Annotated in this window: 8 protein-coding genes; 3 read left to right on the top strand and 5 right to left on the bottom strand. The window is 71.9% G+C overall.

All coding sequences use genetic code 11. The features are described 5' to 3' along the window. Positions 1-46: 46 nt before the first annotated feature. The 5 genes from B9S57_RS24170 to B9S57_RS24150 all read right to left on the bottom strand — a co-directional run bounded on the left by B9S57_RS24170 (position 47) and on the right by B9S57_RS24150 (position 4,533). Positions 47-1,372 carry an MATE family efflux transporter gene (locus tag B9S57_RS24170; protein WP_103517706.1) on the bottom strand — a complete coding sequence of 442 codons (1,326 nt, stop codon included), beginning with the start codon at positions 1,370-1,372 and terminating at the stop codon, positions 47-49. Then, positions 1,357-1,887 carry a hypothetical protein gene (locus tag B9S57_RS24165; protein ID WP_103517705.1) on the bottom strand — a complete coding sequence of 177 codons (531 nt, stop codon included), beginning with the start codon at positions 1,885-1,887 and terminating at the stop codon, positions 1,357-1,359. Before B9S57_RS24165 ends, B9S57_RS24170 begins: the two co-directional genes overlap by 16 nt. Continuing rightward, positions 1,838-2,656 (bottom strand): DUF692 family multinuclear iron-containing protein, encoded by an 819-nt coding sequence (locus B9S57_RS24160; RefSeq protein WP_103517704.1) that lies wholly within the window; start codon positions 2,654-2,656, stop codon positions 1,838-1,840. Before B9S57_RS24160 ends, B9S57_RS24165 begins: the two co-directional genes overlap by 50 nt. Further along, positions 2,650-3,555 carry a DUF692 family multinuclear iron-containing protein gene (locus B9S57_RS24155; protein ID WP_181011449.1) on the bottom strand — a complete coding sequence of 302 codons (906 nt, stop codon included), beginning with the start codon at positions 3,553-3,555 and terminating at the stop codon, positions 2,650-2,652. The genes B9S57_RS24160 and B9S57_RS24155 overlap by 7 nt, the downstream gene beginning before the upstream one ends. Before the next feature lie 705 nt (positions 3,556-4,260). Beyond that, the gene (locus tag B9S57_RS24150) at positions 4,261-4,533 is read right to left on the bottom strand and encodes a hypothetical protein (protein ID WP_103517702.1); all 273 of its coding nucleotides are present in this window, start codon (positions 4,531-4,533) and stop codon (positions 4,261-4,263) included. Between the two features lie 297 nt (positions 4,534-4,830). Here B9S57_RS24150 and B9S57_RS24145 point away from each other — a divergent pair, with 297 nt between their 5' ends. The 3 genes from B9S57_RS24145 (at position 4,831) to B9S57_RS35740 (ending at position 21,249) form a co-directional block, all read left to right on the top strand. Further along, a complete protein-coding gene (locus B9S57_RS24145) occupies positions 4,831-5,994 on the top strand; it encodes a DegT/DnrJ/EryC1/StrS family aminotransferase (RefSeq protein ID WP_103517701.1) in 1,164 nt (387 codons plus the stop codon). Continuing rightward, positions 5,991-7,775 carry an HAD-IA family hydrolase gene (locus B9S57_RS36275; protein WP_308457416.1) on the top strand — a complete coding sequence of 595 codons (1,785 nt, stop codon included), beginning with the start codon at positions 5,991-5,993 and terminating at the stop codon, positions 7,773-7,775. The genes B9S57_RS24145 and B9S57_RS36275 overlap by 4 nt, the downstream gene beginning before the upstream one ends. A gap of 283 nt (positions 7,776-8,058) precedes the next feature. Continuing rightward, complete coding sequence (locus B9S57_RS35740) at positions 8,059-21,249, top strand: type I polyketide synthase (protein WP_103517700.1); 13,191 nt, start codon at positions 8,059-8,061, stop codon at positions 21,247-21,249. The last annotated feature ends 6 nt before the right edge of the window (positions 21,250-21,255 follow it).

The following is a 21,255-nucleotide window of genomic DNA, read 5'->3' as shown; positions in this document are numbered from 1 at the left end:
CGCACGTGGCCCGCGTGCTGGGGTGCCGGGCGGCCGCGGCCGGGGGTCAGGTGGAGACGACCGGTGTGGCATCCGGCTCCTGCACGGGCGGTTTCCGCTCTCTCAGCGAGCGGTGGAGCAGCCGCTCGTTGACCGCGCAGCCGAGTGCCACACCGCTGCACGCCAGGACGGCGCTGTCCACCAGGAGACCCACGACGAACAGTGGCAGAGCCAGGGCGAACTCCTGGATGAGGCGGCCGCGCAGGACGGTGCCGAACCGGCCGGCGGCCTTGTGCCGGCCCTCGGAGATGGCCGCGAGCATGCGGAACGGCAGTGCCACCGCCTGGCAGGCGATCAGCGCCCCCAGCCAGTGCGCCGCCTCGCCCCGGAGGCCGTACAGCCAGGCGCCGGGGCCGAGGGCCGCGACGAGCAGGACCGAGGTGACAGTCGAGGACACCAGGGCAGACCGGCGGCGCAGCACCGCCCACTCCCGCGCGGACGCTTCGCCCGCGGCCGCGACCATCCCTGTGGCGTTGGCCAGAGCACCCACTGGAAGCAGCATCGCGGCCACCAGTACCAGCCCGGCGGAGAAGCCCGCGAGCTGTCCGGACCATGCGGCCCGTGCGGCCAGCAGGGCGACCAGGAAGAGTTCGAAGCCGAAGCGGGACAGGGCGTTCACCCACTCCGTTGCCATGTTCCGGGCGGCCTGACGCAGCCATCGCAGGATCTCGGCCGCCCGGGTGCGCACCGCCAGATGGTCCCGCAGCAGCCATACCGTGACCATCCACTCCAGGACCGCGATGGTGCAAGTGGACGCGTACACGCCCGCGAACCCGAGCCCGAGGCCGTGCACGAACCAGACGTCCAGCAGCGCATTCAGCACCACGGCGGCCGCGTACAGCCGTAGCAGCGGACGTCCGCGCCGCAGCGCGAAGAGCACCATGGCGCCCACGAACTGCGCCAGTCGGAACGGCGTGGCGACCAGCAGCCAGAACAGCGCGGCTCCTGCGTGGTCCCGGACGGCGGGCGAGGCGATCAGGACGTCGGCCACCCAAGGCATCAGCACCAGCCCGAGCGCGCCGATCACGGCGCCCAGCAGCGTTGCGCCGGCCAGGCCGCCCTGTACCGCGCGGCGGCGGGCCCGGGCGGTGGCGGCGCCCGCGACGAGCAGCCCCACTACGGGGCCCATGGCCATCGCGGTGAGCGAGTCCACCAGTAGCAGCCGCGCCGGCAGTGCCGCAGCGGCGACGGCGTCCTCGCCGAGCCGGCTGACGACCCACAGGTCGGTCTGCGCGATCGTCTGGCCCATGACCGACGCGAGCATGATCGGCCCCATCAGGGACAGCAGGCGGCGGTCGAGCGGGATGCCGGGGGCGTTCACTCCGTCCGCCACACGAACTCCCCGAAGTCGCCGCAGGACGACAGGCACCAGCGCACCCCCTGCTCCGCTTCGAGCCCGGGAACGCGTGCCAGCTTGACCCGAGCCCGGTCCAGCGGGCCCGCGCCCTTGACGCCGACGACGACCTTGGAAGCGAGCAGCTCGCTGGTCAGCGCCAGCCCGCGCTCGCTGTACCCGGAGGCGGCGAACCACCGCGCGGCCGTTGCGGCGAGCAGCTCGGTGTGGTCGGCCTCGTTCAGCGGCACCCCGCGTTCCGTGAGGCGATCGAGGAAGTGCAGGTGCATCCGCCAGTCCAGCACCCTGTCCCCGGCGTCGGCCCACTCCAGGAAGTCGTCGTACACCCTCACGGTGTCGCCCAGGCGCGCCGTGAGCGCGGGGACGCGGTCGAAGAGCTGGTGCCACCGGATGCGCAGAGCCTCCTGGGCGATCAGGCGGGCCCGGCCACCCACCGGCAGCGCGTCACGCGCCGCGGGGCTGAGGTAGGCGTCCAGCAGCGCTGACGGCCGCACGCGCTCGCTCAATGTCCGCTCTCCATTCGTCCGGCACGTGGTTGGCGTCCCGTTCGACCACCAGTGTGGCGTCCGACCGGGCCGTCGACGCCGCGCGGGCGAGGAGGTCCAGGGTGCGGGCGCTCAGTTCCACGTCGTGGCTGTCTATGATCAGCGACGGGTCCACAGGCGACTCCCGGTATCCCGCCAGGTGGTACCGCCCCCCGACACCGGGCAGGGTCGGCCACGCGTCCGCGGGCTCGCCCGTGTTCAGCTCTGCAACGACGGCGTTGGAGAGGTCCAGCAGCACCTCGCACCCCGACCGCTCGACCAGTTCGGCGTACGCCTCGGCCTGCGGCCGGATCCCGGGGGCCTTCGAGGGGAAGTTCTCCAGCGCCAGCGGGCAGCCCAGTCGCTCGCGCCACTCCCGCGCGCGGGCAATCACCGGCTCCCAGTCGCCGTAGTCGGCCTCGTGCGAGGTCGGCAGCGGCCGGCCGCGGTGGACGAAGTGTGCGATGTGGTCGCTCACGTAGAGGAAGCCGCATGCGCGCTGCCAGCGCGCGACCAGTCCGGCGTAGAAGTCCAGGCGCTCCGGCTCGGGGTCGAGGAAGCGCGACAGCATGATGTGGCAGCCCACCGGAAGGTCGCCGATGACCTCCCGGAACGCGGCGGGATCGATGTGGGCGAAGCCGTCCACCAGGACCTCGACGAAGTCGATGTGGCCCGAGTCCTTGAGGGAACAGGCCAGTTCGAGGGTCTCCGGCGAGGTGACGTTGACGCCGATCAGCATGCGGCGAGTCTCTCCTTCGCGAAGCCGAGCAGGTCGTACTTGGCCACCACCACGCCGTCCCGCTCGGACACGGGGACCTCCTCGAGGCTGAGCACGATGCGCTTGCCCCGGGCCCGTACGTCGGCGACCCACTCGTCGAACATGACGGCGTAGGGCAGCCCGCGCTGCTCGCTCGCCTCGGGGAGCTTGGGGATCCAGGTGCGACACAACTGACGCAGATAGCCCCGGCAGTGCTCGGCGCCGTAGTCGTGGGGGCCGCCGGTACCGCTTCCCGGCGCCGAGGCGCTCGCGGCGACGGCGGCGGCCCTCGCGAAGTCGGCGTAGTACAGGTCCTGCTGGTCGGTCCAGCGGGCGTCGGCGTGCTCCACCACGATCTGCACCGGGCGCCCCTCGGGCAGCAGCCGCTGGTCCACCACGGTGTCCAGCAGGGCCCAGACGCCTTCGTGGACCGCTTCCGAGTGGCCGTCGTGCAGGGTGCCGTCCCGGCCCGTACGGACACCGGAGAGATGCACTTCGGCGACCTCGCTCCAGGGCACCGCGCCCAGCAGGAGTTCTTCCGGTACGCGGCAGTTGACCGCGTCGATGTACAAGTGGGCCAGATCGACGATGAGCCCGGTACCGGTGGCTTCGCATATGCGTGAGACACAGCGCCAGGTGTCGAGGATTCCGCGGGCGCCCGCGGAATAGCAGTTCGCATTCTCGATCCAGACCGGGAGTCCGGATTCGCGTCCGAGGCGGGTCAGGAAACGGACGGCGCGGCTCTCCTCCTCCTCGGTCCCGGTGAAATGCGAGTGCAGTCCGAAGGAGCCGCCGCCGACGGCCCGGTCACCGGTGACGTGCACTCCGACCGACACGGGGGCGGTCGTCCGGGCGGCGGCCTCGTCGAGGAGATGGCCCACGAAGGCGTCCTGCCGGGAATGACTCTCGCAGATCGCGGTTCGGCTCAGGTGCAAGGAGAAGTCAGGAATGGCGGGTGCATCATCGAGTGATTCCCAGCGTCGCCACTCGGGAAATCCGAATTCGACGTAAGGATTCTCGCCGTGCAGGGAAATCCTGCGGCCGACATCGGGATTCAACAGCCCGGGCGTAAAAGCCCCGCCGACGCGAATGTCTGCCGTACCGGCCGATCCGTTCACGGAATCCGCCCCTTTCCGCCATGGCGCCGTTCGGGCATTCCTTCATTGTTCCGAAGGAATGGAAAACGTGGATGCGCCGGTTTTGTCCGGCGCATCCCACGCCCTTTAGCGGATGTAGTCACCGCAGGTGAGAGCTTCGGCGACAACCTCGATCTCTTCAATGTCAATCATTGCGGCCTCCTTGGGGTGATCTTCTTGGGCGGCGTAACCATAGCTGAGTGACTTGGCGTACACAAGGCATTCGCAGGAAGGTCAAGGGCTGATCTTCGATAGGGTCAAAGTGGGTCAGTGGTGGGGCAGAGGTGAATCATCGGGCCATTCGCCTGATCGGTGACTCAGCCCGATCTTTCGACCATATGGGCGGTAGGTAAAGCGGGGCGTTGGGGAGGAAATCGGCGCACACGTCCGGTGGTGGGGCTACCGACGTCGGGCAGCCGCCTCGGTGAACACCTCGCTCCCAGGGCGTGATCAAGTTCCCCGGACGGTTCCGTTGTTGGTGATGCCCAGGAGTGGGATGGCTTGTGTGAATGGGCCGTGCGTGAAGTGCGGGACCCCGGCCGCCCGGTCGCCCACGTGGCTCGGCATCCCCAAGGGCTCGTAGCGCGATGAGGGGCGGGCCTGCTCGACGACGTACCGGAGCTTGCCCAGGTCCTTGATGTTCGGGCAGCCCTTGCTGGATGTGGCGGGCAGGATCCTGCGCTTGCGCAGTTCGTCTCGGTTGGGGTTGGAGTCGGGGTCCAAGTCGCCGAGCAGAGCTACGGGTTGTCGGCGGGAACCATCCGGCCCACGCCGGCGCCCGCCCCCGGTCGAGGTGCCCCGCACGGTGGCGGCGCCGGCGTCGGCGCGCTGCCGGGGACCCCGTCGGTCACCGGAGGTTCGGGCACGCGTGTCCACGAGGTCGGAATTCCATCCCTCGATGCGTCGTGAAGTATCTGGATAGGGGGGTGTTAGGGGAACGTGAAGGGGGAGGGCGTAACGAATTGCTGCGATAGCGTCACGGCCCGCACCGATTCACTTCACCGAGAAAGTGTGTAATCCATGGGACGTTCGCCGCAGTCATTTGAGTTCCCTGCCTGGCCGCAGTACGGCGACGCGGAGCGGATGGCTCTGCACCGTGCTCTCGACCAGGGGCAGTGGTGGCGCATCGGAGGGAGTGAGGTCGACACCTTCGAGGAGGAGTTCGCCGATTACCACGGCGCACCGTACGCGCTCGCGGTGACCAACGGGACGCATGCGCTGGAGCTCGCCCTGCAGGTCCTCGGGGTCGGCCCCGGCTCGGAAGTCATTGTTCCCGCGTTCACCTTCATTTCTTCCTCGCAGGCAGCGCAGCGGCTGGGCGCGGTGGCCGTTCCGGTGGACGTCGACGCGGAGACGTACTGCATCGACCCTGCCGCCGTCGCCGCTGCGATGGGGCCCCGGACCAAGGCCGTCATGCCGGTCCACATGGCGGGCCAGGTGGCGGACATGGACGCGCTGGAGAAGCTGACCGCGGACGCGGGCGTGCCGATCCTGCAGGACGCGGCGCATGCCCATGGTGCACGGTGGCAGGGGAAGAAGGTCGGCGAACTCGGCTCCGTGGCCGCCTTCAGCTTCCAGAACGGCAAGCTCATGACCGCGGGCGAGGGCGGTGCGGTGACCTTCCCGACCCGTGAGCTGTACGACAGCGCGTTCCTGCGGCACAGTTGCGGGCGCCCCCCGACGGACCGCAAGTACTTCCACAACACCTCGGGCTCCAACTTCCGGATGAACGAGTTCAGCGCCTCGGTCCTCCGGGCCCAACTGGATCGGCTGGCAGGGCAGATCGACACACGTGAGGAGCGCTGGCCGCTGTTGGCGAGCCTGCTCGCCGAGATCCCCGGCGTCGTACCGCAGGGCAGGGACGAACGCAACGACCGCAATCCGCACTACATGGCCATGTTCCGGGTCCCGGGACTCGGTGAGGAGCGCCGCAACGCCCTCGTGGACACCCTGATCGAGCAGGGGCTGCCGGCCTTCGTCGGGTTCCGCGCCATCTACCGCAGCGACGGCTTCTGGGAGTCCTCCGCTCCGGACGAGTCCGTGGAGGACATCGCCCGCCGCTGCCCGAACTCCGAGGCACTCACCAGGGACTCCGTCTGGCTGCACCACCGGACGCTGCTGGGCACCGAGCAGCAGATGCACGACATCGCAGCCGTCATCGCGGAAAGCATGGCCAAGGCGTGAACGGGCCCGTCCGTGTCGTGGTCGTCGGGATGGGCTGGGCGGGCCGCGAGATCTGGCTCCCACGGCTGAAGGAGCATCACGCCTACGACGTCATCGCTGTGGTGGATCCCGTGGCAGGCCCGGCGGACCCGGGGGTTCCGCTGCTGGGTGACGTCGCGGAGATCGAGCCCGGGACGGTCGACCTCGCAGTCGTCGCCGTGCCGAACCATCTGCACGCCGACATCGCCGAGGAGCTGCTGCTCCGGGGCATCCCCGTGTTCCTCGAGAAGCCGGTGTGCCTCACGTCCTCGGAGGCCGACCGTCTCGCGGAGGCGGAACGCGCCGGAGGCGCGGTACTGCTGGCCGGCAGCGCGGCGCGGTACCGGGCCGACGTCCGGGCGCTCTACGAGCGGACGCCGGCGGTCGGACAGATCCGGCACATCGACGTGTCCTGGGTGCGGGCCCGTGGCGTTCCGGACTCGGGAGGATGGTTCACACAGGCGCAACTCGCCGGCGGAGGCGCACTGGTGGACCTCGGGTGGCACCTGCTGGACAGCATCGCGCCGATCCTGGGGCCGGCCGCCCTGACGCAGGTGGTCGGCACGCTGTCCGACGACTTCGTCAACACGTCTGCTGCCAGGGCCGGCTGGCGCGACGCCCCCGAGGCGGCGGGCGCCGGTGCGGGAGGCGGTGACGTCGAGGACACCGTCCGGGGATTCCTGGTCACGGAGGAAGGCGTCTCGGTGGCGCTGCGCGCGAGCTGGGCGTCGCACGAATCGCGCGACGTCACGCTGATCACGGTCGAGGGCAGCGCGGGTGTGGCCTCTCTGCGCTGCACGTTCGGCTTCAGCCCCAACCGCGAGGACGGTTCCGACCTCACGTTCACCAGTGACGGCGAGACGACGCAGGTGCCGTTCGAGGCCGAGCGGATCGGTGCGGAGTACGACCGCCAGCTCGACGGGTTGCCCGGGCTGCTGGACCAACCAGCCATGGCCGGGCGGGCGGTGGCCGACGCACGCCGCAACATCGGGATCATCGAGCGTCTCTACGCCTGCGCCCGGAGGCACGTTCCGGCACATGACACGACCAGGGAGCACCAGATGGACAGGCGCATAACGGGTCTCACCGGAAGCAGGCCCGCCGTCGGCCCGCTGGAGCACCCCAGAAGTGTGGTCGTGTTCGATCTCGACGGGGTGCTGGTGGACAGCACCGAGGTGATGCGCGAGGCGTTCTCGATCGCGTACGCCGAGGTCGTGGGAGAAGGGCCGGCGCCGTTCGCGGAGTACAACCGGCATCTGGGCCGGTACTTCCCCGACATCATGCGGATCATGGACCTGCCTCTCGCGATGGAGGAGCCCTTCGTCAGGGAGAGCTATCGGATGGCTCATCTGGTGCCCCTGTTCGACGGGGTGCCCGAGATGCTGCACACCCTGCGCGAGCGGGGTATCCGGCTCGCCGTGGCAACGGGAAAGAGCGGGCCGAGGGCGCGTTCGCTGCTGTCGCAGCTGGGAGTGCTGGAGCTCTTCGATCACGTGATCGGGTCGGACGAGATCGCTCGCCCGAAACCCGCTCCTGACATCGTGCTGAAGGCTCTGGAACTGCTCGGGGCCGAGCCCGACAGTGCGGTGATGGTCGGAGACGCGGTGACCGACATAGCGAGTGCGCACGGTGCGGGAGTGGCCGCGTTGGCGGCACTGTGGGGCGAGACGGACGAACCGGCGTTGCTCGCCGCTTCGCCTGATGCCGTACTCCAGAAGCCGAGTGACCTGCTGGCGCTGTGGCCGGCCGCAGCTGTCGGCTGACGTGTCCCCGGGTCGGCCGGCACCGCGCGGTGGCCGGCCGACCGGCCCACGGCGGCGTCCCCGCTCTCCGGTCCCGCCGCACAGGACGGAGCGCACGCTCCAGCCGGACCGGTTCGGTTTCGGGTGGCCCAGAAGCCTGCGGAGTTAGGGATGCCCTAGGGGGCCGGTAGGGGTAGGGCGCGGGGTGGGCGCGCCCGAGACTGAGCAGTGACTCGCCCACTGCCGTGGGCGGCAACCGATACCGGCCCGTGCGAGGCGCCTCGCCGGCCGACGGAGTGGTGAGATGCTGCGTACCGAACTGATACGGCCGCTGCCCGAACTCCTCAAGGCGCACGCCGACCGGTTCGGGGACAAGGTGGCCTTCCGGGACGCCCGCCGCAGTGTGACCTACGCCGAGCTGGAGCGCCGCTCGGGAAGGATCGCCGGTCACCTCGCTCAGATGAGGCTGCAACCGGGTGACTGCGTGGCGATCTACCTCGGCAACTGCGTAGAGGTCATCGAGAGTTACCTGGCCGTCGTCAGGGCCGGCGCCATCGGCTCGCCGTTCAATCCCCGCGCCACCGATGCCGAACTCTCGTACCTGCTCGAGGACAGCAACGCGCGCGTCGTCATCACCGACGCGGCCCACGCCGACCAGCTCGGGCGGGTCCTCGCCGACCGGAGTGACGTGCGTGTCGTCATCACGGGCAACGCGCCCTCAGGGGCCTTGAGCTTCGAGACTCTCGCGGGCACGGAACCGGCTGTCGGGCCGCGGGACGACCTGGGACTCGACGACCTCGCGTGGATGCTCTACACCTCGGGAACCACGGGCCGGCCGAAGGGCGTCCTGTCCACACAGCGCAACTGCCTGTGGTCGGTGGCCGCCTGCTACGCACCCGTACCGGGGCTGAACTCCGAGGACAGGGTGGTGTGGCCCCTGCCGCTGTTCCACAGCCTGTCCCACATCGCGTGCGTACTCGGCGTCACCGCGGTCGGAGCGACGGCCCGGATCGTGGACGGGTTCGAGGCCGATGAGGTCCTGGACGCGCTGCGCGAGGACTCGGCGACCTTCCTGGCCGGTGTGCCCACCATGTACCACTACCTGGTGCGTGCCGCGCGCCGGCAGGGCTTCAAGGCACCCCACCTGCGGATGTGCCTCGTGGGCGGTGCCATCACCACAGCGTCTCTGCGCCGCTCGTTCGAAGAGGCCTTCGGCGCGCCGCTGCTCGACGCGTACGGATCCACCGAGACGTGCGGTTCCATCACGATCAACTGGCCGACCGGCGCCCGGGTCGAGGGCTCCTGCGGACTTCCGGTGCCCGGTCTCGGAGTCCGTCTCGTGGACCCGGAGACCGGCGAGGACGTCCCCGCGGAGCGCGAGGGCGAGGTCTGGGTGAGCGGGCCCAGCGTGATGGCCGGCTACCACAACCAGCCTGAGGCCACCGCCGAGGCGATCCGGCACGGCTGGTACCGCACCGGCGACCTGGCCAGGCGCGACGCCGACGGCTACTTCACCGTGACCGGACGCATCAAGGAGCTCATCATCCGCGGCGGGGAGAACATCCACCCCGGCGAGATCGAGGAGGTCCTGCGGCGGGTCCCGGGCGTGGCCGACGTGGCCGTGGTCGGACGCCCGCACGAGACGCTCGGTGAGGTGCCGGTGGCCTGTCTGGTCCCCGGGCCCGAAGGGCTGGACCCGCAGGCTCTGTTCGCGGCCTGCCGCGAGGAGCTCTCGTACTACAAGGTGCCCGAGGAGCTCTACGAGATCGCGCAGGTGCCCCGTACGGCGTCCGGCAAGATCACCAGGCACGTCCTCCTCGAACAGCCCGCCCGTCTGCGTGCTGCCGGTGCCAGCCACTACGAGTCACTGTTCCGGCTGGACTGGATTCCGCTGCCCTCGGTGCCGCCGCCGCCCGTGGTCCCCGGCCGGTGGGCACTGGTCGGCCCGGGTACGGAAGAACTGACACAGGGGCTGCTCGACCACGGCATGCACGTGTCGTACCACCTTGACCCGGCGGCGCTGCGGGACGCCGTGTCCGCCGCCGGGGGAGCGGTGCCGGACGTCACGGTGCTCGCCCCCGTCGCGGGCTCCGCCGATGGCGGGGCGGTGCACGAGCTGACCGGCGTGGCCGCCGCATGGCTGGCCGACGACCTCTTCAACGGCGGGCAGTTGCTGCTCACGACCAGCCGGGCGGTCGCCACCGCGTCCGACGAAAAGATCCCTGACCTGTGGCAGGCCGCACTGTGGGGCGGTCTGCGCGACCTCCAGAGACAGCACCCCGGGCGGATGGTCCTCGTCGACCTGGACGTTCCCGACGCGCAGGCGGGTGCGGTACTGCCCACCCTGCTGCCCGGCGGCGAACCGCAGTCCGCGGTCCGTTCCGGCATCACGCTGCTGCCCAGGCTGACCCGTGCCGCCGCCCCCGCACCGGGAGAGCGGGAACCGGCGCCGGACCCCCGGCGGACCGTCCTCATCACCGGCGCCGACGGAGCCGCAGCAGCGGCAGCAGCACGGCACCTGGTCATCGGGCACGGTGTCCGCCACGTGATGCTGGTCAGCGAAGGGGGCCCGCGCGACCGAGCCGCGGCCGAGCTCGAGGACGAGCTGACCCGAGCCGGGGCCCGGGTCGTGCTGGCGGCCTGCGACCTCACGGAGCGCGCTGCGCTCGCCGACGTACTGACCCGGATCCGCCGTCCCCTCACCGCTGTGGTGCACACCCCCGGGGCGGTCGCCGGGGCCGGGGAGGACCCCCTGCGCCCGGCGGTGCTCCAGGCCCTGAACCTGCACGAGCTGACCCTGGACGCGGGCCTCGACGCCTTCGTCCTCAACTCCTCGGCGGCCGGTCTGCTCGGGGCGGCCGCCCCGCCCGGACACGGTGCTGTCGCCGCCTTCCTCGACGGATTGGCACAGAACCGCCGTGTCGCAGGACACGCCGCTCTGTCCCTGGCCTGGGGGCCCTCGGACGAGCCCGGAGGCGACACGGGGACGCCGGCACCGGCCGGTGTCGGCCGTCTGACGGCGCACGACCGCCGCGCCATGTTCGACGCCGCCCGGACCGTGGACCACGCGGTCCTGGTGCCCATGAGGCTGGACTCCGGGACGCTGCACACCGACGACGTCCCCGCGCCGCTGCGCGGTGTCATCGAGGTGACGCCCCGTGCGCCCGCGCCGGACGAGGCCGGCAGCGCCGCACTGCGCGCACAGCTGCTCTCCGCCCCGGCCGACGAGCGGGAACGGATGCTGCTGGAGCTCGTACGCACCCGTGCGGCCCGTGTGCTGGACCTGCCGGAGGGCGCCACCGTCGGTGCGGACAGGGCGTTCAAGGAACTCGGATTCACCTCCGTCGCCGCCGTCGCCCTGCGGAGCGCCCTGACCGGGGCTACCGGCCTGCGCATGTCGGCGACCGCTGCCTTCGACCATCCGACACCCACGGCCCTGGCCCGTCACCTGCGCGCCCTGCTCCTCGACGACGACCCGGACGTCACCCCGTCCACGCCCTCCACAGCGGCGTCCGACGAACCGGTCGCCATCGTCGCCATGGGCTGCCGGCTGCCCGGCGGAGTCACCTCTCCGGAGGAGCTGTGGCGACTCGTCGAACTCGGCCTGGACGGAGTCACCGCGTTTCCCGACGACCGCGGCTGGGACATCGCGTCGCTGTACGACCCCGACCCGGACAGGCAGGGCACCACGTACGTCCGCGAAGGCGGATTCCTCCACGACGCCGGAGACTTCGACGCCGACTTCTTCGGGATCTCGCCGCGTGAGGCGCTGGCGATGGACCCGCAGCAGCGGCTGCTCCTCGAGACGTCGTGGGAGGTCTTCGAGCGCGCGGGCATCGACCCGACCTCGCTGCGCGGAGAGAACATCGGCGTGTTCTCCGGGCTCATGCACCACGACTACGGGACCGACGCCGCCGATGCCCCCGAGGGTGTCGGCGGCTACATCGGCACGGGTACCGCAGGCAGCGTCGTCTCCGGCCGGGTTGCCTACACCCTCGGTCTCGAAGGACCCGCCATCACGGTGGACACCGCGTGCTCCTCCTCACTGGTGGCACTGCACCTGGCCTCGCAGGCCCTGCGGTCCGGCGAATGCTCGATGGCGCTGGCCGGAGGGGCGGCGGTCATGGCCAAGCCCGGCTCCTTCATCGAGTTCTCCCGACAGCGTGCGCTCGCACCGGACAGCAGGTGCAAGGCCTTCGCGGCGTCCGCGGACGGTACCTCCTGGTCCGAGGGTGTCGGCGTACTGCTCCTGGAACGCCTCTCGGACGCCAAGCGCAACGGGCACCGGGTGCTGGCGCTCCTGCGCGGGTCGGCGGTCAACCAGGACGGCGCGAGCAACGGCCTGACCGCTCCCAGCGGGCCCGCGCAGCGCCGGGTCATCCGCCAGGCACTGGCCAACGCCCGCCTGGCAGGCCATCAGGTGGACGCGGTCGAGGCGCATGGGACAGGCACCACCCTGGGCGACCCGATCGAGGCGCAGGCCCTGCTGGCGACCTACGGTCAGGACCGCTCCCCGGACCGGCCGTTGTGGCTGGGCTCGCTGAAGTCGAACATCGGGCACGCCCAAGCCGCTGCGGGTGTGGCGGGCGTGATCAAGATGGTGATGGCGATGCGGCACGGCGTGCTGCCGGGGACCCTGCACGTCGACGCACCGTCCCCGCACGTCGACTGGGCGTCCGGCGCGGTGGAACTGCTGACCGAGGCCCGCGACTGGCCCGAGACGGGCCGGCCGCGCCGGTCCGCGGTGTCCTCGTTCGGGGTCAGCGGCACGAACGCCCACGTCATCCTGGAGCACGTTCCCGAGACGCCGCGCGGGAGTGAACGGGAGCCGACGGGCGGCGGACACGGGACACAGCCGCTCCTGGTCTCCGGGCGCGGGGGGCAGGCCCTCGCCGCACAGGCCGCACGCCTAGGCGAACATCTCGCGGCCCACCCGCGACTCGAACTCGGCGACGTCGCCCACGCCCTGGCGACCACCCGGTCCGCACTGGAACAGCGGGCCGTCGTGGTGGCCGACGACATCGAGGAGGCACGGTCCGCCCTGGACGCGTTGGCTGCCGGCCGCCCCACGACGTCCGTGGTCTCGGGCAGCGCCGACACCGAGGGCAAGGTGGTCTTCGTGCTGCCCGGACAGGGCTCCCAGTGGGCCGGGATGGGCGCCGAACTGCTCGACGTGTCGCCGGTGTTCGCCCAGCACATGGCCCTGTGCTCCGAGGCTCTCGCACCACACGTCGACTGGTCGCTGTCCGACGTGGTCCGGCAGGTTCCCGGAGCCCCCACTCTCGACCGGGTCGACGTCGTGCAGCCCGTGTCCTTCGCCGTCATGGTCTCGCTCGCACAGGTATGGCGGTCCAACGGCGTCGAGCCCGACGCGGTCGTCGGTCACTCGCAGGGGGAGATCGCCGCGGCCTGCATCGCCGGTGCGCTCTCCCTGCGGGACGCGGCACGAGTCGTGGCACTGCGCAGCCGCGCCATCGCCCAGCACCTGGCCGGCCGGGGCGGCATGATGTCGGTCGCCCTGACCGCGCAGGAGGCGGGCAGACGGCTGAACGGCTCCTCGGACGGGGAACACCTCTCCCTGGCGGCCGTCAACGGGCCCTCGTCCGTGGTCCTCGCCGGAACGCCCGAAGCGCTGGACGCCATGGCCGGCGAACTGACCTCCGAGGGTGTCCGGGTACGCAGGATCCCCGTGGACTACGCGTCCCACTCAGCGCAGGTCGAGCGCATCGAGGCCGATCTCGCGAGCGCACTGGCTCCCATCAGCCCCCGCCGCTCGGACATCCCCTTCTACTCCACCGTCCACGACCGCTGGATGGACACGCACGAGCTGGACGCGGACTACTGGTACCGCAACCTCCGTGGGACCGTACGCATGGAGGAGGCCGTACGAGCCCTCCTGGCACAGGGCTTCGGGTTCTTCGTGGAGGTCAGCTCACACCCCGTCCTTGTTCCGGCGGTGCAGGCAACCGCCGAGGACGCGGTCGGCGGCGCGGTGACCGTGGTCGGCACGCTGCGCCGGGACGACGGCGGCACACGGCGGCTGCTCACCTCGCTCGCCGGGGCCTGGGTGCGCGGTCTGGCCGTCGACTGGCCCACCCCGCCCGAGCGTGCGGGCGCCGACCTGCCCACGTATGCGTTCCAGCGCCGCCGCTTCTGGCTCCAGGCGTCATCGGACCGCAGCGCTCACGGGGTCGCGACACCGGCGGATCCGGTCGAGGCTTCGTTCTGGAAGGCCGTCGACAGCGAGGACCTGGAGGGCCTGGCAGCTTCCCTGACGGCGGGTGGCAGGGAGGACGCCGACGGGCTCGGAGCGGTCGCCGAAGCGCTGCCGGTGCTGGCCGACTGGCGCCGGCGGTACCGCGAGAGGTCCGCCGGCGACAGCTGGCGATACCGGGTGACGTGGAAGCGCATGGCCGGCGCCGGACGCGATGAACTGCCCCGCAGATGGCTCGTGATGATGCCCACCGCGTACGACGCGAGCGGCGGCCTTGCCGACAGGGTGCTCGACGGGCTGCGGTCCCGTGGCTCCGAGTGCGTACGGATGGACGTGAACGCCCGGGAAGCCGATGCGGGCGAGCTCGCCGCCCGCATCCGGGAAGAGGCCGGGCAGCCCGGCGACCTCAGTGGCGTGCTGTCCCTGCTGGCCTTCGACGAACGGCCCGTGCCGGGAGCCCCCGCACACACCGCAGGCCTCGCCGCCACAGTCGCCCTCGTGGCGGCGCTCGAGGCGACCGATGTCGACGCCCCGCTCTGGACGCTCACATGCGGGGCGGTCGCGACGGGGCCCGGCAGCCCGGAACCCAGCCCGGCGCAGGCGATGGTATGGGGACTCGGCAGAGTAGTGGCACTGGAATCGCCCAGCCGCTGGGGCGGGCTGGTGGACCTGCCTGACACCCTCGACGAACGTGCGCTGCGCCGGCTGTCCAGCGCGCTGAGCGGTACGGACGGTGAGGACCAGCTGGCCGTCCGTCCGACCGGCGTCCTCGCCCGGCGTCTCGTACCGGCGCCCACGCGCGGCGCTGCCGCCGCGCGCCGCTGGCATCCCCGCGGCACCGTCCTGGTGACCGGCGGAACCGGGGGAGTCGGCGCGGAGGTGGCCCGCCGGCTCGCGTCCGACGGCGCCGCTCATCTGGTCCTGACCGGCCGGCGCGGTCCGCGGGCTCCAGGAGCGGAGCAACTGGCCGACGAGATACGTGCCTCGGGGGCGGAGGTGACCGTCCGCGCGTGCGACGTCGCCGACCGGGAGGCGGTGCGCGATCTCCTCGCGTCACTGCCGGGGCCGCTCACCGCGGTGGTGCACGCCGCGGGCGTGGGACAGAACAGCCTGCTGGCGGACACCGCACCCGACGAGTTCGCCGGCATCCTCGCGGGCAAGGCGGCCGGCGCCGCGCATCTCGACGAACTCCTCGGAGACGCAGACCTGGACGCGTTCGTCCTGATGTCGTCCAACTCCGGGGTCTGGGGCGGCGGCGGGCAGAGCGCCTATGCCGCGGCGAACGCCTACCTGGACGCCCTCGCGGAGCGGCGCCGTGCCCGAGGCCGCACGGCGACCTCCGTCGCCTGGGGCGCCTGGGGCGGCGGTATCGGACTCGGAGCGCGCGAAGGGGCGTCCGAACGGCTCCGCCGGGCGGGCGTACTCGAGATGGAGCCCGGTACCGCCGTCTCGGCGCTGATACGAGCCGTCGAGCACGACGACACCTGCGTGTCGGTGACGCGCATGGACTGGCAGCGGTTCGGTGCCGCGTTCACCATGGCCCGCCCCAGCCCGCTCATCGCCGAGGTCCCCGGGGTCCGGGCCGCGGGGGCGGACGGGGAGGAGAAGTCCGACGTCCCGGCACCGGCCGGGCGTCTCGTCGGGCTCGACGGCCCCGAGTGCGACAGGATCCTGCTCGACCTGGTCCTGGCCCAGTCCGCCGCCGTGCTCGGTCACTCAGGGGCAGCCGCGGTCGATGCGACCCGCGCCTTCCGTGACCAGGGCTTCGACTCCATGACCGCACTCGACCTTCGCAACCGCCTGGCCGCCGAGGCCGGCGTCGCACTGCCGTCCACGATCGTCTTCGACCATCCCACCCCCACCGCCCTCGCCGTCCGTCTGCGCGGCCTGCTGCTCGGGGAACAGGCCGTCACCTCGGCACCCGTCCACGGCGCCGCACGCGATGACGACCCGATCGTGATCGTCGCCATGAGTGCCCGGCTGCCGGGTGGCGTCGCCTCGCCGGAAGACCTGTGGAGACTCGTCGAGGACGGCGTCGACGCGGTGTCCGGCTTCCCCACCGACCGTGGCTGGGACGTCGAGAACCTCTTCGACCCGGACCCTGAGCAGACCGGCAAGTCCTACGTGCGGCACGGCAGCTTCCTGTACGACGCCGGGGACTTCGACGCCGCGTTCTTCGGGATCTCGCCGCGCGAGGCGCTGGCCATGGACCCGCAGCAACGCGTCCTGCTGGAGACGGCCTGGGAGGTCGTGGAGCGGGCAGGCATCGACGCCGCCACCCTGCACGGCACCCGCACAGGTGTCTTCGTCGGCGCCATGCACCAGGACTACGGCACGGGGCAGAGCCCCGCCCGTCGCGGAGCCGAGGGGTACTTCGTCACCGGAAACGCCTCCAGCGTGCTGTCCGGGCGGGTCGCCTACAGCCTCGGCCTCGAAGGCCCTGCCGTCACCGTGGACACCGCTTGCTCCTCCTCGCTGGTCGCTCTCCACATGGCCGCCCAGGCACTGCGCTCCGGGGAATGCGACCTGGCGATGGCCGGCGGAGTGACCGTGATGGCCACTCCTGACGGCTTCGTCGAGTTCTCCCGCCAGCGCGGACTCTCGACGGACGGCAGATGCCGTGCCTTCGCGGCCTCCGCGGACGGTACCGGCTGGTCCGAAGGGGCCGGGCTCCTGCTGGTCGAGAGGCTGTCCGACGCCCGCCGCAACGGACACCCCGTCCTGGCCGTCGTGCGCGGCACCGCGATCAACCAGGACGGTGCGAGCAACGGACTGACCGCGCCCAACGGGACGTCCCAGCAACGGGTCATCCGTCAGGCCCTCGCCGACGCAGGCCTCACCGCGCCGGACGTGGACGTCGTGGAGGCCCACGGCACGGGCACGGTATTGGGCGACCCGATCGAGGCACACGCGGTGCTGGCGGCCTACGGCCGCAACCGGCCGGAGGACAGGCCGCTGTGGCTGGGCTCCCTCAAGTCCAACATCGGTCACACTCAGGCCGCAGCCGGTGTGGCCGGTGTGATCAAGATGGTGATGGCGATGCGCCACGGCGTGCTGCCCCGGACCCTGCACGTCGACGAACCCTCTCCCCACATCGACTGGGCGTCGGGCGCGGTGGAGCTGCTGACCGAGGCCCGGGACTGGCCCGCCCTGGACCGGCCCCGGCGTGCCGGGGTGTCGTCCTTCGGGATCAGTGGCACCAACGGCCACGTCATCCTCGAGCAACCGCCCCTCGACGGGCCTGTCGCTCCCGAGGCGCGCAGGACCCCGCCCGCCGTCCCGTGGCTCCTCTCCGCACGCACCCCGGAGGCGCTGTCCGCCCAGGCCGCCCGCCTTGTGGCCGTCCTGGAGCGGTCGGACGGCCCCGGGCCCGCCGACGTCGCGTACTCCCTCACCGCACGGTCGAACCTGGAACACCGCGCGGTCCTCGTCACCGGGGACGGCGAGGACCCGCTGACGGGATTGCGCGCCCTCGCGCACGGCGAGGCAGCCGCCACCCTCGTGCAAGGCACACGCGCGGGCGGCCGGACCGCCGTCCTGTTCACCGGCCAGGGTGCGCAGCGCCTCGGCATGGGGCGCGAACTGTACGACTGCTACCCCGTGTTCGCAGAAGCCTTCGACACGGTGTGCGCGGAACTCGACCCGCGCCTGGGGCGGTCCCTGCACAGCGTGCTCCTGGGCAGCGACCCCGCACCGCTCGAGCAGACGGCGATGGCCCAGGCGGCCCTGTTCAGCGTCGAGGTGGCCCTGTTCCGTCTGATGGAGTCCTGGGGCGTACGGCCCGACGCCGTCGCCGGACACTCGGTCGGTGAGATCGCCGCCGCGCACGTCGCCGGAGTGCTGTCGCTGGCCGACGCCTGCACGCTGGTCGCCGCCCGTGGCGCACTCATGCAGGCCCTGCCCGCGGGAGGCTCCATGATCGCCGTCGCCTCGTCCGAGGAGGAGGTGCTGCCCCTGCTCGCCGGCTTGGAGGACCGGGTCAGCATCGCGGCAGTCAACGGACCGGCCGCCGTGGTGCTCTCGGGTGACGAGCAGGCCGTTCAGGAGCTTGCCGCGGAGTTCGCCGGGCGAGGCACCGAGACCAGGCGGCTCCGGGTCAGCCACGCCTTCCACTCCCCGCTCATGGACCCGATGCTCGGCGCGTTCCGCGCCGTGGTGGAGCAGCTCGACTTCCGGGCGCCGCGCATCCACGTCGTGTCGACCAGCGACCCCGAAGCGGTCGGCGCCGACGTGCTGCGCAGCCCGGACCACTGGACCGAACAGGTGCGGCGGCCCGTGCGGTTCCACGACGCGGTACGCACCCTGCACAGTCAGGGCGTCAGCACTTTCCTCGAGCTGGGCCCGGGCGGTGTCCTGACCGCGATGGTGCAGGACTGCCTCAGCGACGTCGCGCAGACCATCGCCGCCGTCCCGACCTTGCGACGTGACAGATCCGAACCGCAAGCGGTCGTCTCCGCGCTCGCGCGGCTCCATGTCCGGGGCGTCCCGGCGGACTGGGCGGCCCTGTTCGAGGGCAGCGGCTCACAGAAGGTCGACCTGCCCACGTACGCCTTCCAGCGTCGGCGCTACTGGCTGGACCCGACCGGTACGACCGCGGACGCGGGTGCGGCCGGTCTCACCGATGCCGCTCACCCGCTGCTGCGCGGCACCGTCACACTGCCGGACAGCGACGGGGTGCTCGCCACCGGCAGGCTGTCCGTGGCCACCCACGGCTGGCTCGCCGACCACACGGTGGGCGGGCAGGTGCTGGTGCCGGGTACCGCGCTCGTGGAGGCGGTCGTGCGGGCGGGCGACGAGGCCGGGTACCCGGTCCTCGACGAACTCGTCATCGAAGCCCCCCTGGTACTGCCCGGCCACGCCGCCGTACAGCTGCAGGTAGCCGTGTCCGCGCCGGACGCGACCGGCCGCCGCCCTGTGGGCATCCACTCCCGTCCTGCCGGCACGGACCCCGACGCGCCCTGGACCAGGCACGCGGGAGGCCTGCTGGCCGCCGGCGGTACCGCGCCGCTGCCCGGATCCGGGGCATGGCCGCCACACGGCGCCCGGCGGGTCGACTCCGACCACTTCTACCCCTCCATGTCGGAGGCGGGCTATGAGTACGGTCCGGTCTTCAGAGGCCTGAGGGCCGTGTGGACCCGCGGTGAGGACATCTTCGCCGAGGTCGCGCTGCCCGAGGAACACGAGCACGAGGCACGGCAGTTCGGGCTCCACCCCGCCCTGCTGGACGCGGCGCTGCACGCCGCGAGCTTCGGAGCCCTGGGCGGCATGGGACAGGGGAAGCTCCTCCTGCCGTTCGCGTGGGCCGGCGTCACCCTGCACGCTTCGGGCGCCTGCGCCCTGCGCGTCAAGGTGACCCCGGCAGGCCCGGACGCCTTTGCACTCGAGGCCACCGACGCGGACGGCGCACCGGTGATGTCCGTCGAGTCCCTTGCCTTCCGCCCGGTGTCGGCCGACCAGCTGCAGACCGGGCCCGCGACGTACGACCAGCTGTTCCACCTGGACTGGCCTGCCGTCGCTCTGCCTGATCACCCGGACCGATCCCAGCAGGTGGAGTACGCGGACCTGACCGGCGCGTCGCACGCGGAAGGCCCGGCCCGGGTACGGGACCTGCTCGGCCGGGCCCTGCACGCGGTGCGGTCCTGGCTGGAGGAGGACCGGCCCGCCACCGCACGGCTGGTGGTACTCACACGTGACGCGTGCCTGCCCGGAACCGATCCGGCGGCCGCCGCCGTGTGGGGTCTGGTGCGTGCCGCTCAGTCGGAGAACCCGGACCGCATCGTCCTCGCCGACATCGACGCCGAGGAGGAATCACGACGCGCCCTGCCGCGGGCGGTCGCCTCGGGTGAGCCGCAGCTCGCCATCCGGGCCGGTGAGGCGCGGGTACCGAGGCTGGCACGTGTCCCCGCCGAGGCGCCGGCCGAGGGAAGGCCACTGGACCGGGAGGGCACCGTACTGATCACCGGCGGTACCGGAACGCTGGGCGCACTGGTCGCCCGGCACCTGGTCGCCGAGCACGGCGTACGCGGCGTGCTGCTGGTCAGCCGCAGTGGGGGAGAAAGCACCAGGGCCCGCGCCATCGAGGCCGAACTGACGGGACTGGGCGCGGACGTGACGTTCGCCGCCTGCGACGTCGCCGACCGCGGGGCGCTCGCCGCCGTTCTCGACACGATCCCCGCCGAACGGCCCCTCACCGGTGTCGTACACGCCGCGGGTGTGCTGGACGACGGTGTGCTTCCTGCTCTGACCCCCGAGCGTCTGGACACCGTGCTGCGCCCCAAGGCCGACGCGGCCTGGCACCTGCACGAGCTGACCCGGGACACCGACCTGGCCGTCTTCCTGCTGTTCTCGTCGGCCTCCGGCCTCTTCGGGACCCCCGGCCAGGCCAACTACGCCGCCTCCAACGCATTCCTGGACGGTCTGGCCGCACACCGGCGTACCCACGGGCTGCCCGCGACGTCCCTCGCCTGGGGACTGTGGGCCGAGGCCTCCGCCATGACCGGCAGCCTCGGCAGTGCGGAACTGGAGCGCGGCCGGCGCGGCGGCATGGACGCCCTGAGCTCACGCGAGGGCATGGAACTGCTGGACACCGCGCTGCGTTTGGGACACGCGAAGCTGATGCCCGCCAAGCTCGGCCTCGGCACGTACGGCACGGAATCCGCGGCCGTACCCCCGCTGCTGCGCGGCCTGATCCGGGTCACCCGTACGAGCGCGCGAGGCAGTGCCTCCCCCGCGGCGCACCTGCCGGCACAGGCGCTGGCCGGCTTGAAGGAGCCGGAGCGCGAGGCCGCGCTGCTGGAGTTGGTACGCGTCGAGGCGGCGACCGTGCTCGGTCACGGAACCGCCGGCAGCGTCGACTCCGAGCAGGCGTTCAAAGACGTCGGATTCGACTCCCTCACGGCCGTCGAGCTCCGGAACCGTCTCGTCGCCGCCACCGGGGTCCGGCTGCCGGCGACGTTGATCTTCGACTACCCGACCCCCCTGGCGCTGGCGGGCTGCCTGGCCGAGCGGCTCCGCCCGGAACCGGCCGACGCGCGGGCCGCCGGCCCGCAGCCGTTGGTGCTGGCCACCGAACTCGACCGGCTGGAAGCCGCCTTCGCACACGCGGACCCCGACGAGGCGCTGCGCGCGGATCTCATGTCACGGCTGTCGAGGCTGGAAGCACTGACCGCCTCCTGGGGGCCCGCGGGCCGCATCGATGACGAGGAGGACGCATTCGACTTCGATACGGCCTCCGACGACGAGATCTTCGGACTCATCGACAAGGAACTGGGGTCGTCCTGAACACCG

Source organism: Streptomyces sp. SM10, from assembly GCF_002910915.1.
In the GTDB taxonomy this organism is placed as follows: Bacteria; Actinomycetota; Actinomycetes; order Streptomycetales; family Streptomycetaceae; genus Streptomyces.
The sequence above is the reverse complement of the archived record's forward strand: the minus strand, read 5'-3'. Positions and strand labels throughout refer to the sequence as shown.